This window comes from Paenibacillus sp. QJM3NY_38 (assembly GCF_056173265.1).
This window is the reverse complement of the sequence record NZ_CM149665.1, coordinates 3,589,497-3,605,302: the sequence shown is the minus strand read 5'-3', so window position 1 is coordinate 3,605,302 and position 15,806 is coordinate 3,589,497. Positions and strand designations below refer to the sequence as shown.

At 47.3% G+C, this 15,806-nt stretch carries 13 protein-coding genes; 3 read left to right on the top strand and 10 right to left on the bottom strand.

Annotated features, from left to right (window positions below):
• Positions 1–117 precede the first annotated feature (117 nt).
• The 4 genes from AC0VZ8_RS16585 to AC0VZ8_RS16570 all read right to left on the bottom strand — a co-directional run bounded on the left by AC0VZ8_RS16585 (position 118) and on the right by AC0VZ8_RS16570 (position 5,465).
• Positions 118–696, bottom strand: a complete 579-nt coding sequence (locus AC0VZ8_RS16585; protein ID WP_475487598.1) for a class II aldolase/adducin family protein — start codon at positions 694–696, stop codon at positions 118–120.
• On the bottom strand, positions 689–1,408 hold the full coding sequence (locus tag AC0VZ8_RS16580) for a class II aldolase/adducin family protein (RefSeq protein ID WP_475487597.1): 720 nt from the start codon (positions 1,406–1,408) through the stop codon (positions 689–691). The genes AC0VZ8_RS16585 and AC0VZ8_RS16580 overlap by 8 nt, the downstream gene beginning before the upstream one ends.
• A 114-nt stretch (positions 1,409–1,522) precedes the next feature.
• The gene (locus tag AC0VZ8_RS16575) at positions 1,523–4,717 is read right to left on the bottom strand and encodes an FtsX-like permease family protein (protein ID WP_475487596.1); all 3,195 of its coding nucleotides are present in this window, start codon (positions 4,715–4,717) and stop codon (positions 1,523–1,525) included.
• Positions 4,698–5,465 carry an ABC transporter ATP-binding protein gene (locus tag AC0VZ8_RS16570; RefSeq protein WP_475487595.1) on the bottom strand — a complete coding sequence of 256 codons (768 nt, stop codon included), beginning with the start codon at positions 5,463–5,465 and terminating at the stop codon, positions 4,698–4,700. The genes AC0VZ8_RS16575 and AC0VZ8_RS16570 overlap by 20 nt, the downstream gene beginning before the upstream one ends.
• A 239-nt stretch (positions 5,466–5,704) precedes the next feature.
• Here AC0VZ8_RS16570 and AC0VZ8_RS16565 point away from each other — a divergent pair, with 239 nt between their 5' ends.
• Together AC0VZ8_RS16565 and AC0VZ8_RS16560 are read left to right on the top strand one after the other, a co-directional pair.
• On the top strand, positions 5,705–6,376 hold the full coding sequence (locus AC0VZ8_RS16565; protein ID WP_475487594.1) for a response regulator transcription factor: 672 nt from the start codon (positions 5,705–5,707) through the stop codon (positions 6,374–6,376).
• Positions 6,373–7,401 carry a sensor histidine kinase gene (locus AC0VZ8_RS16560; RefSeq protein WP_475487593.1) on the top strand — a complete coding sequence of 343 codons (1,029 nt, stop codon included), beginning with the start codon at positions 6,373–6,375 and terminating at the stop codon, positions 7,399–7,401. Before AC0VZ8_RS16565 ends, AC0VZ8_RS16560 begins: the two co-directional genes overlap by 4 nt.
• A gap of 118 nt (positions 7,402–7,519) precedes the next feature.
• Here AC0VZ8_RS16560 and bahA read toward each other — a convergent pair whose 3' ends face one another.
• From bahA to AC0VZ8_RS16540, 4 genes are all read right to left on the bottom strand, one after another.
• Entirely contained in the window at positions 7,520–9,778 is a 2,259-nt protein-coding gene (gene bahA, locus AC0VZ8_RS16555) for a bacitracin amidohydrolase BahA (RefSeq protein WP_475487592.1), read from the bottom strand.
• A 96-nt stretch (positions 9,779–9,874) separates the two neighbouring features.
• Positions 9,875–11,026, bottom strand: a complete 1,152-nt coding sequence (locus tag AC0VZ8_RS16550; RefSeq protein ID WP_475487591.1) for a HAMP domain-containing sensor histidine kinase — start codon at positions 11,024–11,026, stop codon at positions 9,875–9,877.
• The gene (locus AC0VZ8_RS16545) at positions 11,023–11,736 is read right to left on the bottom strand and encodes a response regulator transcription factor (RefSeq protein ID WP_071220984.1); all 714 of its coding nucleotides are present in this window, start codon (positions 11,734–11,736) and stop codon (positions 11,023–11,025) included. Before AC0VZ8_RS16545 ends, AC0VZ8_RS16550 begins: the two co-directional genes overlap by 4 nt.
• Before the next feature lie 132 nt (positions 11,737–11,868).
• On the bottom strand, positions 11,869–12,441 hold the full coding sequence (locus tag AC0VZ8_RS16540; protein WP_475487590.1) for a TetR/AcrR family transcriptional regulator: 573 nt from the start codon (positions 12,439–12,441) through the stop codon (positions 11,869–11,871).
• Between the two features lie 241 nt (positions 12,442–12,682).
• On the opposite strand from AC0VZ8_RS16540, the gene AC0VZ8_RS16535 reads away from it, so the two are divergent.
• On the top strand, positions 12,683–13,627 hold the full coding sequence (locus tag AC0VZ8_RS16535) for a ketopantoate reductase family protein (RefSeq protein WP_475487589.1): 945 nt from the start codon (positions 12,683–12,685) through the stop codon (positions 13,625–13,627).
• A gap of 332 nt (positions 13,628–13,959) precedes the next feature.
• Here the strand turns inward: AC0VZ8_RS16535 and AC0VZ8_RS16530 are convergent, their stop codons facing one another.
• On the bottom strand, positions 13,960–14,616 hold the full coding sequence (locus AC0VZ8_RS16530) for an SGNH/GDSL hydrolase family protein (RefSeq protein ID WP_475487698.1): 657 nt from the start codon (positions 14,614–14,616) through the stop codon (positions 13,960–13,962).
• A 316-nt stretch (positions 14,617–14,932) separates the two neighbouring features.
• Entirely contained in the window at positions 14,933–15,802 is an 870-nt protein-coding gene (locus AC0VZ8_RS16525) for a methyl-accepting chemotaxis protein (RefSeq protein WP_071220980.1), read from the bottom strand.
• Positions 15,803–15,806: the final 4 nt, after the last annotated feature.

Genomic DNA, 15,806 nt, shown 5'->3' with positions numbered 1-15,806 from the left:
GGATTCCCCAAAACACTGTGAAGGCCGATGTCGATATGTCTAAGCCGGAAAAAACGAAAGGCTGCCGCACTATTCCCGCGGCAGCCTTGGTACAGCTGAAGATATTCCATTCTTTTACTAATCCAGATTAAATGCTGATTCGAGCTCGCGAATCCGATCGTCATCGATGTGTATGACATTCCCAAGCGTTCTGGCCGACAGAATGGACTTGGCGCTGTACTCTGCAACTTCCAATCGATCAAAAGCATTGAGCAGGCTCTGTCCCGCAACGATGACACAATTATTGTTCACGATGGCGATCGGCGTATCGGGTCTAAACAGCGAAGCGGTACGCTCGGGCTCATTGTAAACCGCATTAAAGGGAAGCTTGGGCATTCCGCGAAGCAAGATATAACTCTCTGGAATCGTTCTTGAATCGAATACGGCATCCGTTACGGCAAATGCCATGATGTTAGGCGGGTGCGCGATAATCACCGAATCGACATGCGGCTGCATTTTGTAGATCGCTTCGTGGAGGAAGACGGATTTGCTTGGCTGTTTGCCGGCCTCGGCTTTGCCGTTCTCTATACGGACGAGATCACCCGGCTCCAGATGGTTGCGGTCTTTGCCGTAGGGTGTAATGACAAAATCATGACCCAATAAACGATGGGAAAAAGTGCCTTGCGTGCTTGTAAACAGACCTTGTTTATTACGCACGCCGCATGAGTGCGCACATGTCCCGGCGAATTTCTTTTTCTTCCGACGTGCAGGTGTCGCGGATATACGTATCCAGCTGCAGCGTGCTTTTGTTGCGGACGATGTCGTAATCCTCATCAGTCAACAGGACGGGATTTCCGATTCGCCGCGCCTCGATTTCCAGCCTCGCACAGAAGTCCAGGGTTTCAAACCGGTTAAACGCTTGCGGAAGATCCCCGGCTCCGACCACAACCCCATGGTTCTCCAGCATGACCGTGTCGATCCCGCTCTTGAAAACAGCCGCAATGTTCTCCCCGAGCTGTTCGCTTCCAGGCAGGGCGTAAGGTGCAATCCCGATCTCGCCGCAAATCTGTCGTTCGTTCGGAAGCAGCCTGGTATCGGGAATGCGCCGGACAATGCTGAACGAAACCAACGCTGGCGGATGGGCATGAATGATCGCTTTCAAATCCGGACGGGCTTGATAGATAAGCCTGTGGAAGGGAAATTCGCTGGATGGTTTGTGAATTCCCAGAACCGTACCATCCTCCTTCACGCATACCATATCTCCCCGTGTAAGGGAGCCTTTGTCCACCCCGGCGGGTGTTATCCAAATATCTCCGTTCTCGTCCCTGATAGACAGATTACCCCCGGATGTGGTCGTCATGCCATGGTTATAAATACGATTGATAAATTGAAGGAGCAGATCTGTCGGATGCAAAAACTCCTGATTCATGCTTACCACCGCCTTATCCGAATGTCTTTGTTTGATTTTGTTTGTTTTTATTATACTGTTTTTTTCTATTGATAAGCGATCAAGATTGTGACAAAACCGAGGAAGGAAATGTCTTTACTTTATAAAATCAACCATTGGATAGTCTGCGGACGGAGAGGTCAGCAGCGGCTGTGGAACACCCTTTAAATGAAAATCGAAAAAGGCAGCGACATAATCCCGATGGGCAGCGATTGTCTGTTTGGGGTCGGCAGTTCCGATAGATTGCTGGACTACTCGCGGCGAAAGGCTCAGCTTATCTTGAAGCTGTGGAAGCAGCGTCTGATAATCTGTAAACGTATAATGTGCTCCCTCGGGAATGCTTAGATCGAGTTTCCATCCGGTTGAATGCTGCCAGAACATTTGACGGTCCATCGCGGTTAGATGGGAATCAACCTCGCCCTCCTTATTGTAGCCTGAATTCATGAGCATGAAGGGGCGATCCAATCCGTGCTGCGCCACCGGGAGCGGGTTATCGGGCATGTGCCCCATCGTTCCGTCCATGTCGATGCCAGCGTCAAAGCGATCATCCTCGTACATCACCTGAGCAGCAGTAGCCCCGCCGGCGGAATGTCCGAATATTCCGATCTTAGACAGGTCCCATGTTTGTTGAAGTCCAGCGGGCAATGGTTGATCGCCTGGATGACGGCCTTCCTTGATGAGTTCGAGTTGGTCCAACACATATTGGATATCATCCACTCGTACCTCCAGCATCTTCAGTACCGTCTCTGCACTGAAAGGCGGTAATGACTCCGTTGCCACACGTCCATCGGGAAATTCGACCGCAGAGGTCTCATACGTATGATCGACTGTAACGACCACATAACCTCTGCTGGCCAAGTCTTCGACTACAGCCGTCCCGAAGTTTCTTGGAACAGACCCGCCAGGTGAGTAGATGAGGAGCGGCCACCCAACGTCGTTGTTCGCCGGCGGTGCATTTAACCAAGCGTGAGTGCCAATACCGGAGAGATCGACCCGACCGGGATCCAATCCGATCGTGGAGATTGCGTTTTCATCGTAATACTTTGCTGCTTCGGGCTGCATGTACACAGTCTTCTGCTCGCTTTTTCCCGTGGCGGGGTACCATATGCTGATCATGAGTTCCCTGTCTCTGTCCTGTTTCCATGGGTCCACCCGGTTGTCATCCTTGAAATGCATTTCCATCGTTCCCACAGAATATTCTCCAGTAGGTTCTGGCAGCTGTAATTGGATTTTCTCTGCCTGGCCCCTCTCATCCTGCGCTGCAGGGGTTTCCGTGCCGAAGAAGATTCCAATCAGAACCAATAGACAGACCATGATTGCAATAGCCGCAATTCTAGTCACGGGGGCAGACTTTCCATTGACGATCCTGCTGATGGAGTTGACCGTGAGCACATAATAAACCGTGTAGATCAGGAAAAACACAGCCACGCAGATCAGGATGGGCAGCATAAGACTAGCACCTGCCATATTGCTGAATAATCTTTTCAACAATTGCAGGATGACCATGTAATGTGCAAGCCCGATCATAAGCGGCAAAGCAAAAATAAATGCGTTCTGCCTAATAATTGCGATACTTACTTCTTTTCCGCTTACACCGATTTTTTTTAGAATGTCGTACCGTGGTTTGTCTGCTGTTGCTTCAGTCAGCTGCTTGAAATAGATCATGCTGCCTGTTGCCATGACAAAAACGAGCCCAAGAAATCCTAAGATAAACACATTAAAGGCCGCTTCTTCGATTCCAAGACGGTATTCGGAATAATATGAAGATAAATTCGATTCCGGTGTCTTCAGCGACGCCAGCGCATCAGCCGTGTGCTTCGTCGTCTTCTGTTCCTGCACGGCATACCCGACATAGCGGGTCGGAGAAACTTGCGCCTCCATTTTGTCGTAGGTGCCGTTACTTACAACAATCATCACATCCGGATAACTCCAATTAATGATTCGTTCTACGGTCATCCCCGCAAAGGCAAGGGTTATTCGTTGATCCGGCAATTCGATATCAACCGTTTCGCCTTCATAATCGGGCCATTCATAGTCCGTATACATGGGCCGGATCGCTATAGCTTCATCCGGTTCGATCGGATCAAGTACAGGAAAGCGCAGCGCAGTTGCCACCTGGTTGTATTGATCGATCGAGACCACTTTGAGCGGGGTTTTGTCTGCTTCGATCATTCTCTCCGGAAGGATCTCCGGTTTGGAAGCCTCCCCTTTTGTCTCCAGCACCGGAATCGTCATTTGCGCGATAATCGGATGCGCTTCATCCCGGCGTATGATATCGTCTACATTTTGATTAAAGGCGTTGTCCTGGGCAATATACATGTAGCTAAATGGCGCGGTAAGCTTCGATGTTTTGTCAAACGTATAGTATGCGCCTAAACCGACACTGAAGGCGCACAACGCCGCAGCGGATAACAGGGAAATGACGCTTAACAAACGAGCGTTCCCTTTAATCCGGTACACCAAATTAGAGGTGATGACCAAATTCATGCCTTTATAATAACTTCGTTTTCTCTTCTTGGCGGTTCTCAGCAAGACAATGACCAGCGAGGAGAAGAGCAGAAGCGTTCCAGCGATAATTCCGACAGTCATCACACTCAGATTGACAAGAATTTCTTCGGTGACTGAAAAATCGCGAAAGGCGAATCCATATCCCGCAATCAAAAAGAGAACTGCACCCACTGCCGATAGAAACGACGCTTTCGGCTCCTGCTCCCCTTCCTGCTCCGCTCGAAACAATTCGATGAGTTTAAAGCTATAGATCAATCGATAGCCTTGGATCGATGTCGCCAAAATAATCACCATGAACACGATGAGCGTATGAATCAGAGCTCGAAGAGAGAAAGCCATGCCTACCTGTACAGGCGTCCCCAGCAGCTTGATTAAGATCATAGCGAACAGCTTGGACAACAATGTGCCAATCAAGATTCCTATGATTAAAACCGTTACCCCAATGATCAGGTTTTCATAAAACAGCATTTTTCCGATCTTTTTTTTCGGTAGACCAAGTAACGCGTACAAGCCTACTTCCTTTTTACGCTGCCTGGAGAAAAAACGGTTGGAATACATAATAAAGACGGTAACAAATACGATCAAAATGATGGATGCTATCATAAAAACGGATCGCATGCTCTGCGATGATTCGATTGAACTCGTAATTTCTTGGCTGTATTGCAAAGAAAGAAAAGTATAATAGATAATGACGCTGAACAGGATGGAAATGAAGTAGATCGTGTAGTTTTTGAAGTTCCCTTTCATGTTCTTTTTCACGATGTCAAACAAGGTCACTTGCATCCCCTCCCAGAACGGTCAATACATCCAATATTTTTTTGAAAAAGTGTTTGCGGGATACATCTCCTCTAGTCAGTTCGGTGAAAATGCGACCATCCTTTATAAACAGCACCCGCGTGCAGTAGCTTGCCGCAAACGTGTCATGAGTGACCATCAAAATTGTTGCCCGATCATATTCATTCAGGTCTTTCAGGCTCTCCAGCAGCGCGGTCGCCGATTTCGAATCCAGAGCGCCGGTCGGCTCATCGGCCAGCAGCAGGCTGGGGCCTGAAATCATGGCGCGTGAAGCCGCAGTCCGCTGTTTTTGCCCTCCTGAAATCTGATACGGGTATTTCTCCAGAATCGGGGTGATGCCGAATTTGTCCGCGATCTTCTCCACTCTATGCTCCAGTTCTTTGACATTCATCTTGGCCAGAGCCAAGGGCAGCAAGATGTTCTCCTTCACCGTTAAAGTGTCCAGCAAATTGTAATCTTGAAAAATGAATCCCAGTTTATCCCGGCGAAAAGCGGATAATTGTTCCTCATCCATCTTCAGAACGTCTACTCCATCAATCATGACTTCTCCCGAGGTAGGCTGATCAATTGTCGCAAGCACATGGAGCAAAGTCAACTTGCCTGCGCCGGACGGCCCCATGATTCCCACGAACTCTCCCTCCTGCACGGTCAAATCGATATCATCCAAGGCGGTATATACATTTCCTTTTACACCATAAACCTTTCTGATCTGAGAAGCGTTCACTACCATTTTCATGTTGATCTATCCTTCCTGGTTATCAAATAGAAACAAGGTCAATACATTTTCGACATCATGTATTCCTTATCCTGATCTTAATACAGGTCACCTTTACTTTAGCTTACAACTTCCCCCTCTACCTTACATTCCTGTCACATTAGACAAAGGAAGCAGCCCCGGATACTTGCTTGTCTGCCGCGGAAAGATCGTATACAATGTGTTTAATTTGCCGCTAGTAACGCCCGGGAGGATCGTTTATGAAAATCATGATCGTAGAGGATGACCCGACCATACGCGGGATGATCCAGTTAGCTTTAACCAAATGGAGTCTGGAAACGGTAATCGTCGAAAACTTTGACCTTGTCGTACAGTGCTTTATTCATAACCAACCCCATCTTGTGATCATGGATATTAACCTGCCTTCGTATGATGGATTTTACTGGTGTCAGAAGATAAGAGAAATTTCCAATGTACCGGTGATCTTCCTTTCTTCCCGCGATTCGCCCATGGATGTTGTTATGTCAGTGAATATGGGCGGGGACGATTATATTCAGAAGCCGTTCCATATGGATGTGTTGACCGCTAAAGTTAATGCGCTGCTGCGCCGAACCTATTCCTATTCGGACATGCAATCGGATGTGCTCGAACATGAGGGGGTCATGTTCCATCCGGAGAAAGGTATTCTCTCGTATGAAGGGGGAAAAGCGGAGCTTACCAAAACGGAGGTCAGTATACTGAAAATCCTCATGCAGCAAAAGGGAAAGGTTGTTGACCGCAAGAAAATCATGCGTCATCTTTGGCAGGATGAAAGCTTCGTGGACGAAAACACGTTAACCGTTAACATCGTCCGCTTGCGTAAAAAACTGGCCGGCATCGGCAAGGAAAACTGGATTGTTACCAAGAAAGGGCAAGGTTATATGGTCCCATGAGTTTCATTCAATACATAAAGGACAAACGTTATTTTTTGATGTTGTACGCGGGTATGATGGGCTTTATTTCAATAATCATGACTTTATCCTTCAACCCGGCCCTCGTGTCTGGCAACTTGCTGTATATTCATATCGTTTGCTTTGCATTGGTCACAGCTTACTTGCTGATTGGCTATTATTATCGAAGATCCTATTACCGGAAGCTTCAGCAACTGATCCATCTGGACCGAGAAGATTGGCCTGTCGTTGCCCCTGAACCACAAAACTTGCAACAACGGCTGTATCTCGAGCTTTTCACCAAATTGCATCGCCAACATGAACGTGACCTCCGGAAACTGAATGAAGAGAAGATCGATCATCAGGAATTTATCTTGTCCTGGATACATGAGGTGAAACTTCCGATAGCGGCAAGCCGTCTGTTAATGGAGAACAGCACCGGGGAAACAGCCGATTCCCTTGCCGATAAACTTGAGGATGAGCTCGACAAAATTGAAAATTATGTGGAGCAAGCATTATACTATTCTCGAATTGATTCCTTCTCCAAAGATTACTTCATCACGGAAGAACCATTAGACGCGATCATTAAAACCTGCGCGAAAAAATTCGCAAAAACGTTTATTAACAAGCGGATTCGCTTTCATATGGAGGACATTCGGCAAACGGTTCATACCGACCGGAAATGGCTCGGATTTATCCTTGATCAAATCGTTGCGAATGCTTTGAAATATACGAATGAAGGCGGAACCATCACATTCACGGTCGAGGAGGACCGACAGGAAAAAAGGGTGCATATTATAGATTCGGGCATCGGGATTCAGCCGGAAGATCTTCATCGAGTCTTTGATAAAGGATTTACCGGTTCCATCGGAAGAAGCCATGCCAAATCGACCGGCATGGGTCTTTACCTCGCAAAGCAATTAGTGCATAAGCTGGGCCATCATTTATCCATCCAGTCGGAGGCGGGAGCGTATACCAAGGTCACGATCCATTTTCCTAAAACGGATACGTATCACAGCTTGCTGTAACGGTTTGAGCCCGCTACTCAACCTAAATCAAAGGAAGCCGCCAGTATGGCGGCTTCTTCAGCGTATAGTGTTATTATCGACTGGCAGTCATCAAAGTCATCCTATCAGACCATACATGTTATGATCGAATGCCAACATCACGAAGCAGAATACTTCCCCGCTTGGTTAGATTGAACTCGATGCGAATCTTGCTCAACTGCTGCGAGTTGAAGTCCGGATTCATTTTGTAATAATCGTCTAATTGGAAATCATAACTTTGAAATACGGGTTCTGAAGTATTGCCTGCATTCGAAAATGGCCATTTGAGAAGTTTACCTTCAATAACAGGCGGCAACTTGGATATATGGCTGAGGGGAAGACTTGCCTGATGGCCCTTCCTATCTTCAACCGTAATCGTAAAATTGATAAGCTCTTTCGGGTCGCCGCTTTCTTCTGTTTTGCGTGCATCTGCCAGCGAAAATACGATCGAGCTATCCCTTCCTGTTTCCACCCCGTTATCCGGCAAAGTAACCGTATAGGACGCAGGCTCGGACGAACCGTTCGAATTCCAGCCTAAGCGAACCGCGCTGTAATCCGCTTCGCCCCATTTTGTCTTAACCTTTTCTTCCTTCCATTGCTGCAGGTTCTCGCCCCGCAGGCTGCCGCCAGGAAGCGTGGTGCTCTGCAGATCGATGTCTTCATGAAAATCGGCGATCAAGGTCGTCTGCGAATCGTAATAATTGCCCACATACAGATTGTCGGGAATCCATTCCTTGGCGTAACCCAAATCCTTGAACACCTCCCTAAATTGCCGTTGGTCCTTCAGCGTGGCATCCAGGAACGTAGATATGAACACTTTTGCGATGGTTTCCTGCTCATCCCGTGGCATAATTTGACGTAGGTTAAACAGTTGGTTCCCCAACCCTGCCCCATCCCCTCTGCCCCAGCCTCCGTTAAACTGGCCGTGGTTGGCTCCATAAATATAGACCAGCGATTTCATGTAATTTGTGCCCTTGGTATAACGAATCCGGTGATATTGCTTCGCACCGTCCAGGCTGTTGACATCCATATCATGAGCTCCATGCAAAGACAGATAATTTACGTCTTGCAGCGGCAGAGGTTTGCCTTGGGGCTTATATTGCCCGTCCGTTCCCGCAATGGAAATGAGCGAGCGGATCGAAAAGTTATAATCAAACTTGATATCCCCATGGTCCGGATGACGGCCAAGCTTGTTATACGCTGCCGCGATCGCGACCGCTTCGCCGCCCCGGGAATGACCGATGAGGGCGATTCGTTCCATATCGACCTTTTGGTAAAACGGGTTGTCCGGATCGCTGTTCCAGTCCTTCCAGGTTTGCAAATGCTCCAGCAGCAGCAGACCCCTTGCCGGATTTTCACTTAGCAGCGGGCTGATCAGGAATAGATCCTCATATGGGGAGAAATTGAGGAAATTTTCATCCACGGAGACAAATATATACCCTTTGCTCGCGAGCAGCCTGCCGAGATATTCATAACCCGGATCGGAATAATCATTCATCAAGTGATTACCATGTACAATCAAAACCAGCGGAAAGGTGCCTTCCCCTTCGGGATACCACACTCTTCCGTTTAACGGCATGGCCTCGGGTCCGAATCCAAGCGACTTCGTGCGCAAAGACGACCACTTCTCAACAAACCTGGACGCATCCACCGTTTGGGTGGTTAGGGAACCGCTTTGATTAAATTCTGTCCGATAGTTGTCAGGACTTCCGTATAACAGGCTTTGGACGGGATATGTGCCTTGTTCGGCCGGATTGTTCATCGTCGAGTCTTCATATCGGGTTGAGGTTTTCAGCTGTTTCAATGTGATGTCCGGAGCGGCATCATCTCCGGCCCGAATCAGCCAGAAGCTGCCTGCGCCGATCGCGATGGTGATCAAGGACAAACAAGCCATCGCGCCGATTTTCCTGGTTTTAGACACTTGCTTGTAGCTTCCCGCTGCAAATTTATAAGCCAATGCACCATATAAAGATAAAACAATGGCCAAAGAGACGATGAAGACTGCCGATACGCCCGGCTGCACAATAAAACAGAATAAAAACATGATCAGGGAATACAGCAGCATCCAAATATAACGGCTTGGTAGTTTCTTGACCCCATGCAGCAACATTGATGCTAGGCCGCTTATAAGGGCAGCCGCAAAGAGAAACAGGAATGTGCCCACGATGAATTTACCGACACCATGCCCCGTCAATAGATAATTGGCCTGTATCAGAATTAGAATAAAGCCGGTGGCGCCGAGCCCAAGCGACGCACCCTTCCATCCAGGGGATAGCGGCCCCCTACGCTTCCGGTTTGCCATGATTCTTCGAAAAAACGTAACGCTTTTTTCTTTTTCTTTCTCTTTGTGAATTTCCAATCTCTCCAGTCCTCCTGTATCCCTTAAAATGTTGGTTCTACTTCTGAGGTTACCGGATAACTCTTTCGCTCCACTTTCCTTAATCTTTCAGTTATCTTACAATTCGTTAGGAAGAAAAAGAATGAATTTCGTGCACCCGTTCGTGATCAGCCTGATGTTACCCCCATGTTTTTCAACCACTTGTTTGGCAATGGCAAGTCCCAGACCCGTCCCCCCATCGCTTTTTCGGGCCTGGTCTCCGCGGACAAAGGCATCGAAGACCTTTTCCTTCAACCCATCCGGGATTCCGATGCCATCGTCTGTAATGTGAATTTCGACTCCTCCCCCCGTTGCTGCCAATTTCAGTTCAACAGCGGTACCGCGCGGATTGTATTGGATAGCGTTTGACAGGATATTGGAAACCGCCCGATACAACCAGGTCGCGTTGAATGGGACGATGATTTCACTATCAGGAATATCGTAAAGGAAATGAAACTTCTGTTCTTCGAACACCTCGTAATACTCGGCTGCAATTTCCCTTGTGAATTCTGTAATGTCGGATGCCTCAACGGCAAAAGGATAGTCGGGACTATCCAGCTTGGACAGCTCGAAGATACCGTCAATCAGCTCCGACATCAGACTGGCTTTGTCGGAAATCAAATGCAGGATTTTTTGCCTTCTCTCTTCCGAATCAACGAGCCCCACTTCCATCGCTTCGATATAGCCCTGAATGGTGGTCATCGGTGTCCTCAGGTCATGGGAAATGTCGATCAGCATTCGCTGCTTGCTCTCTGCAAGCTCTCGCTTTTCCCTCTCCATCCGTTCGAGCCGTTCAGCCATATCATTGAAATCATCCTGAATCTGGGCAAGTTCATAGCTGGCTCGAAAATGTAATCTTTCATGGTAATGTCCGCGTGCAATGCTGCGGATACCATCCGCAATCGATCGGAGCGGGGTCGTGAGCCGGGATGCCGTCCATCTTCCGAAGACATATACGGTAATTGCAAACAAAGCGAGAAACAGCAGCAGCGTTTTCAGTGCCATTCCATAAAACACCTTCTCATGCTGATTGCTGTCCATGCCTGGCACGGCTGTCGGACTGCCTATGACTCCAGCCTCCGCCTTGACCGGTCCGGAAGCCTCCATAAAATAATCCATGATCAGCGCATTTAATACAAATAGCGAAAACGCGGCAATCAGCGCAATGGTAACAAAGAAAAAAACATATTGGCGAATCAGCGATCGCTGCAGGCGATTAGGTGAATTCATGGCTGTAACTCATCTTTCTTCGCAAACCGGTAACCGAGTCCGCGAATGGTTTTGATATAGACAGGCTTCCTGGGACAAGCCTCGATTTTGTCGCGAAGCCTGCTGATTTGGACCATGACGGCATTATCGTCAGCCAAATAAAGTTCATCCCAGGCATGCTCAAAAATTTGCTTCTTCGTAAATACGCGCCCCGGCTCCCCCATGAACAACTTCAATAATCTGTACTCGATCGCACTCAGCGAAATCGGCGTTCCCTTGATGTATAACATGCATTCCCGGTGATCCAACTGCAAGTCCCCGACGCAGGTTTCGGATACCGCTGGAGCTTCCAACGGCTCATTAAACTCACAGGAGCGTCTTAACTGTGCCTGAATTCTCGCCATCACTTCGAGCGGGCTAAACGGCTTGGACACATAATCGTCTGCCCCCAGCTTGAGTCCGGTTATTTTATCAATCTCCTGATTTTTGGCCGAGATGAGAATAACCGGGATTTTATAATCCTGCCGCATTTTGCGGAGCAACTGGAATCCGTCGATGAGCGGCATCATGATATCGAAGAGTGCGAGATCCACGTGCCTGCTTCGCAGATGCTCAAGGGCAGCTTTCCCGTCGAAAGCTTCGAGCGTCTTATATCCCTCTGCGTCCAGATAAAGTTTAAGCATGTCAATGATATCCGGATCATCATCGACTACAAGTATGGTTTTAGGCATAGATGCATCCTCCTCCAAGTAATATATGGTTCTCCTTGGGGAGCGAATTTCCTTTTTTGGGTGGTTTCGTCAGCATCGCGGTATGTAAATAACCTCCCACTTGGATCATCGGAGGTCATTTTATGATTGATTTTAGTGGCGTCCAACGAAACCATATAAGAGAAGCTGGATAAGTTCCGCCATCTTAGTTTTATAATTCCCAGCTCTGGCCCAGGAAGCTTGTAGCGTCCCGACGACACTTAATAATTCCAATAGGGTCTCTAGCGAAACAGAGGAATGAATCGCCCCTTCCTTCTTCCCCAGCTCAATAAATTCCTGAATAAGCGCAATTCTAATTTGATTCGTGTTTTCACTATATAAGCTCGCTAGCACCTGATCCTCCACGGCACCCGGTGTGCCAAGCAATTGATAGTCTTGATCTGCACAGATCTCCAAAATCCGAGATATCTTATCTTTGAAGTCGATATTTTGATGCAAAAGCTCCTCAGCCATTTGGATCGTATGTTGCATCAGAACATTCGCACATTCCTTGACCACCCCTTCTTTGCTGCCGAAGTAGTTATACAGCGATACCGACGATACGCCGGATTCATCGGCAATGTCTTTAATGCTAACATGGACGAAGCCTTTTTCTTTAAAAAGCTTTAATGCCGCATGAATGATCGCATCCTTCTTTTGCTGCGTTCTGATTTCGAATTTATTCATCACTCTTCACTCACTTCCCGTGTTCATCACTACAAGTAGTTTAACATAATGCGAATAGTTTTTAAATTTCACAGTCAATATTTAAAAACTTATTGACATCCTGGTTGATGTCCATATAGAATCAAGCTGTGGTTTTTAAATTTTGGAACGAATATTTAAAAACTTTGTTAAAGAGACAAGGGATGCGCTTGAGCAAACATGGTTTGATCCAATCGTTTAACCCAAAATGGAGGGACCCACGATGAGAATATTAGTTTACGGCGCAGGGGTTCTGGGCAGTTATTTAGCCCACGAGCTGGTGCGTGGAGGGCACAACGTCACGATGCTGGCAAGAGGACGACGAGCAGAGGAGTTGGAAAAGAACGGCAATGTCATTCGGCATTATTTTCAGTTTCAAACCACGGTTAATCAAGTAAGGGTCATCCGAGAACTACAGCCGGACGATGTTTATGACCTTATTTTTGTTGTAATGAAATATCCGGATTTCGAGGCTGTGCTGCCTGCCCTTGCGGTGAATCATAGCTGCCATATCGTTATAATGGGTAACAATGCAAGCCCTGGGGAAATGGAGAAGTATTTGCAAACCCATAGTCCGGTAGCGAAACAGGTTGCGTTCGCTTTTCAGTCGATTGCCGGCTGGAGGGAGAATGGCCGGATCATTAGCGTGCGCGGCCCAAGAACCAACATAACGATCGGTGGTTTAGGAGTGGATCTGTCATGGCGCTCAGTGATCGATCAAGCTTTGGTTAACACCAAATATAAATGGACTTACATTACAAATATGGATGAGTGGCTGAAAAGTCATTTCGTTATGATCTTGCCTTTGAATTCCATAGCTTCTTCATATAACGGTAATTTGCGCAGAGCCGCAAAAGACAAGAAGCTTCTTAATCTGGTCATTCATGCGGTAGATGAGGGGCATCAAGTATTGGAGAAAAACGGCTATACGGTTTCGCCTGCCGCTCAAAAGCAATTCGCACGCAACAAAAGAAAGCTGTTCTACATCCTGCTGAAGCTGATGCTCTCAAGCCCGATTGGCAGAATCCTGTTAAGTGATAAGGCGGTGTCGGCAGACGAGATGACCGCTTTACAGCAAGCTTTTGATCATTTGAAGATACGCGCAAACATAGCGACGCCTCATTGGGATGAGCTTCAACATTATTCCCATCCCATAGAGGGATCATAGAAGATGGCTTAGTCGATCTATCACTTAGCCAGATAAAAAACAATGTTCATTAAAAATCGGACACTTATTCCCGAACCGTGTTCTGTGGCGGCTAATATGGAATGAAGATTCGGCAGAACGTGCATGATTCGCATATGTGTCTTTTCTTGAAGTGTTCCCTCCATAATCTGCGTATGATCTATAGCTGATCCAATCTTGAGCACACAGCCAGGCTTCGAACCGGCCGGGATCATCAAAGTCGATTTTTTTAAAATCATAAGGTGCAACCAGCACAAGAACATGACTGACTTGATTATCTGTGAACTTTCGAGCGAGTTACTTTATGTATCTGTTCAACTTATAGCGAATGGACTATTCTGCACGACCCTCAGCCATTCACGTGAAATCAATTGATGCCCGGCTGTCGTGGGATGAATGCCATCCCATATCCAATACTCTGCGCCTGCTCGTTTTGCCGCATGATCAAACGCTTCTTGCAGAGGGACAAACAGCGTTTCAAACTCTTGAGCCAATTGCCGGACAACTAGGCTATATTCATCCAGCCGTTGACGCCATTTGTCCCAATTCTGCACGGTGGCGCCCGTTTTCAGTACGAATGGCTCACATAAAACCAGTCCCGTCTGTGGAAGCACTTCTTTCGTTTCCTCCAGTATGTGACGATATGCTTTTTCGAACCTGTCGGTAGCTCCGCTTGGCGAGCCTTCGATGATCCGACCTGCGTCGTTAACGCCAACCAACATACTGATCAGGTCAGGTCGCAGGCTAATCGCATCTTCATTCCAACGCGCGTACAAATCCGAGACGCGATGGCCGCTGATTCCTCGATTGATGAACTGTGGCTGGCTTTCCGCTAGTTCATAGCCCAGCTCAGCAGCAATAAGATATACGTAGCCATGTCCATGAATATGATTAAGATCGTTGTCGCGCCCCCAATTCCCGTCCGTTATGGAGTCACCTTGAAACAATATGGTTTTGCTTGTCTTCGACATCCTCTTCACTGTACCTTTCTTCAAATGGATTCGTGGACCTATACGGATCTTTGTCACGTCGAATGTTACCGCTTTCAAAATTACCCATTACATAATAATAAACCAAGCAGCGAAGCGAAAATACCCTAGCGATTAGTTTAAAAAGCATATCAACATTAGATATGAACCGGATATCTTTTGAAGATCACGACGGAGAGCTCATCGGCATCATGGTGCATTGCCACAGCATATCGAATAAAAAGCAGAAATACATCATAGGTGTATTTCTGCTCTATCGGCCTGTATAAAATTAAGTTACACAGAGTATTCTGAGTTTCTATTGCTTATTTTCTTTTGCATACAGGCTTTCTTCAGCTACCTGCGCTAACTCCTCTGCTTTGATACTAATCTCATGGATCGTTGCAGAGAATTCCTGAATCGCCCTTGACTGGGTATCGGTAAGCGTGTGGATATCGGAAAAAGCATGATTTAAGCGCTGCAAAAATTCCTGAATATTCTTCGTAATGCCATTAATTTGATCCACGTTCTCTTTGGAGCTTGTCGCAAGCTTCCGAATCTCATCGGCAACGACCGAGAACCCCCTCCCGACTTCCCCAGCTCTTGCCGCTTCGATAGAAGCATTAAGACCTAACATATTGCTCTGATCCGAAATCTCCTTAACAACGCTGGAAATCTTTCCAATCTGCTGCGCGCTGGAGCTGACATCCGTCATTTGATTCGTTACATCGGTTACACGTTCGGTAAGATGAGCAATCGATTGGCTGATGTCTTCAATGGACGCTGTGGTCTGTTCAACAATTGCCGAAAAACTCTCGGCCATCTCAAACAGCGCATTCGCTTTTTCAAGACTTGTCCCCATGCCTACACCCCCGATAACCCTGCCTTGTTCGTCGTGAAGCGGGATCGCGCGTGCAGCTAGCGGAAATCCAAATAGCTCTTTCGGAACGACAGCCGATAAAGCTTTATTATTGCGGATGGCATCGGTTACGATATCCCCCTCCACTAGCGGGTCTCCAGGTTTGACATTCAGCGAAAAGGTTCTTCCCGGAATGTTGATGATAAGCTTCTCCGTATCATAAATGCCAATCGTGATGTCATCATTCGTGAGACTTTTCAGCAATGGAGCCACCTTTACAAAGGCGCTGATCAGCTCATGCTGTGTTTGCTCTTCAGTCACATTATTCATGCCT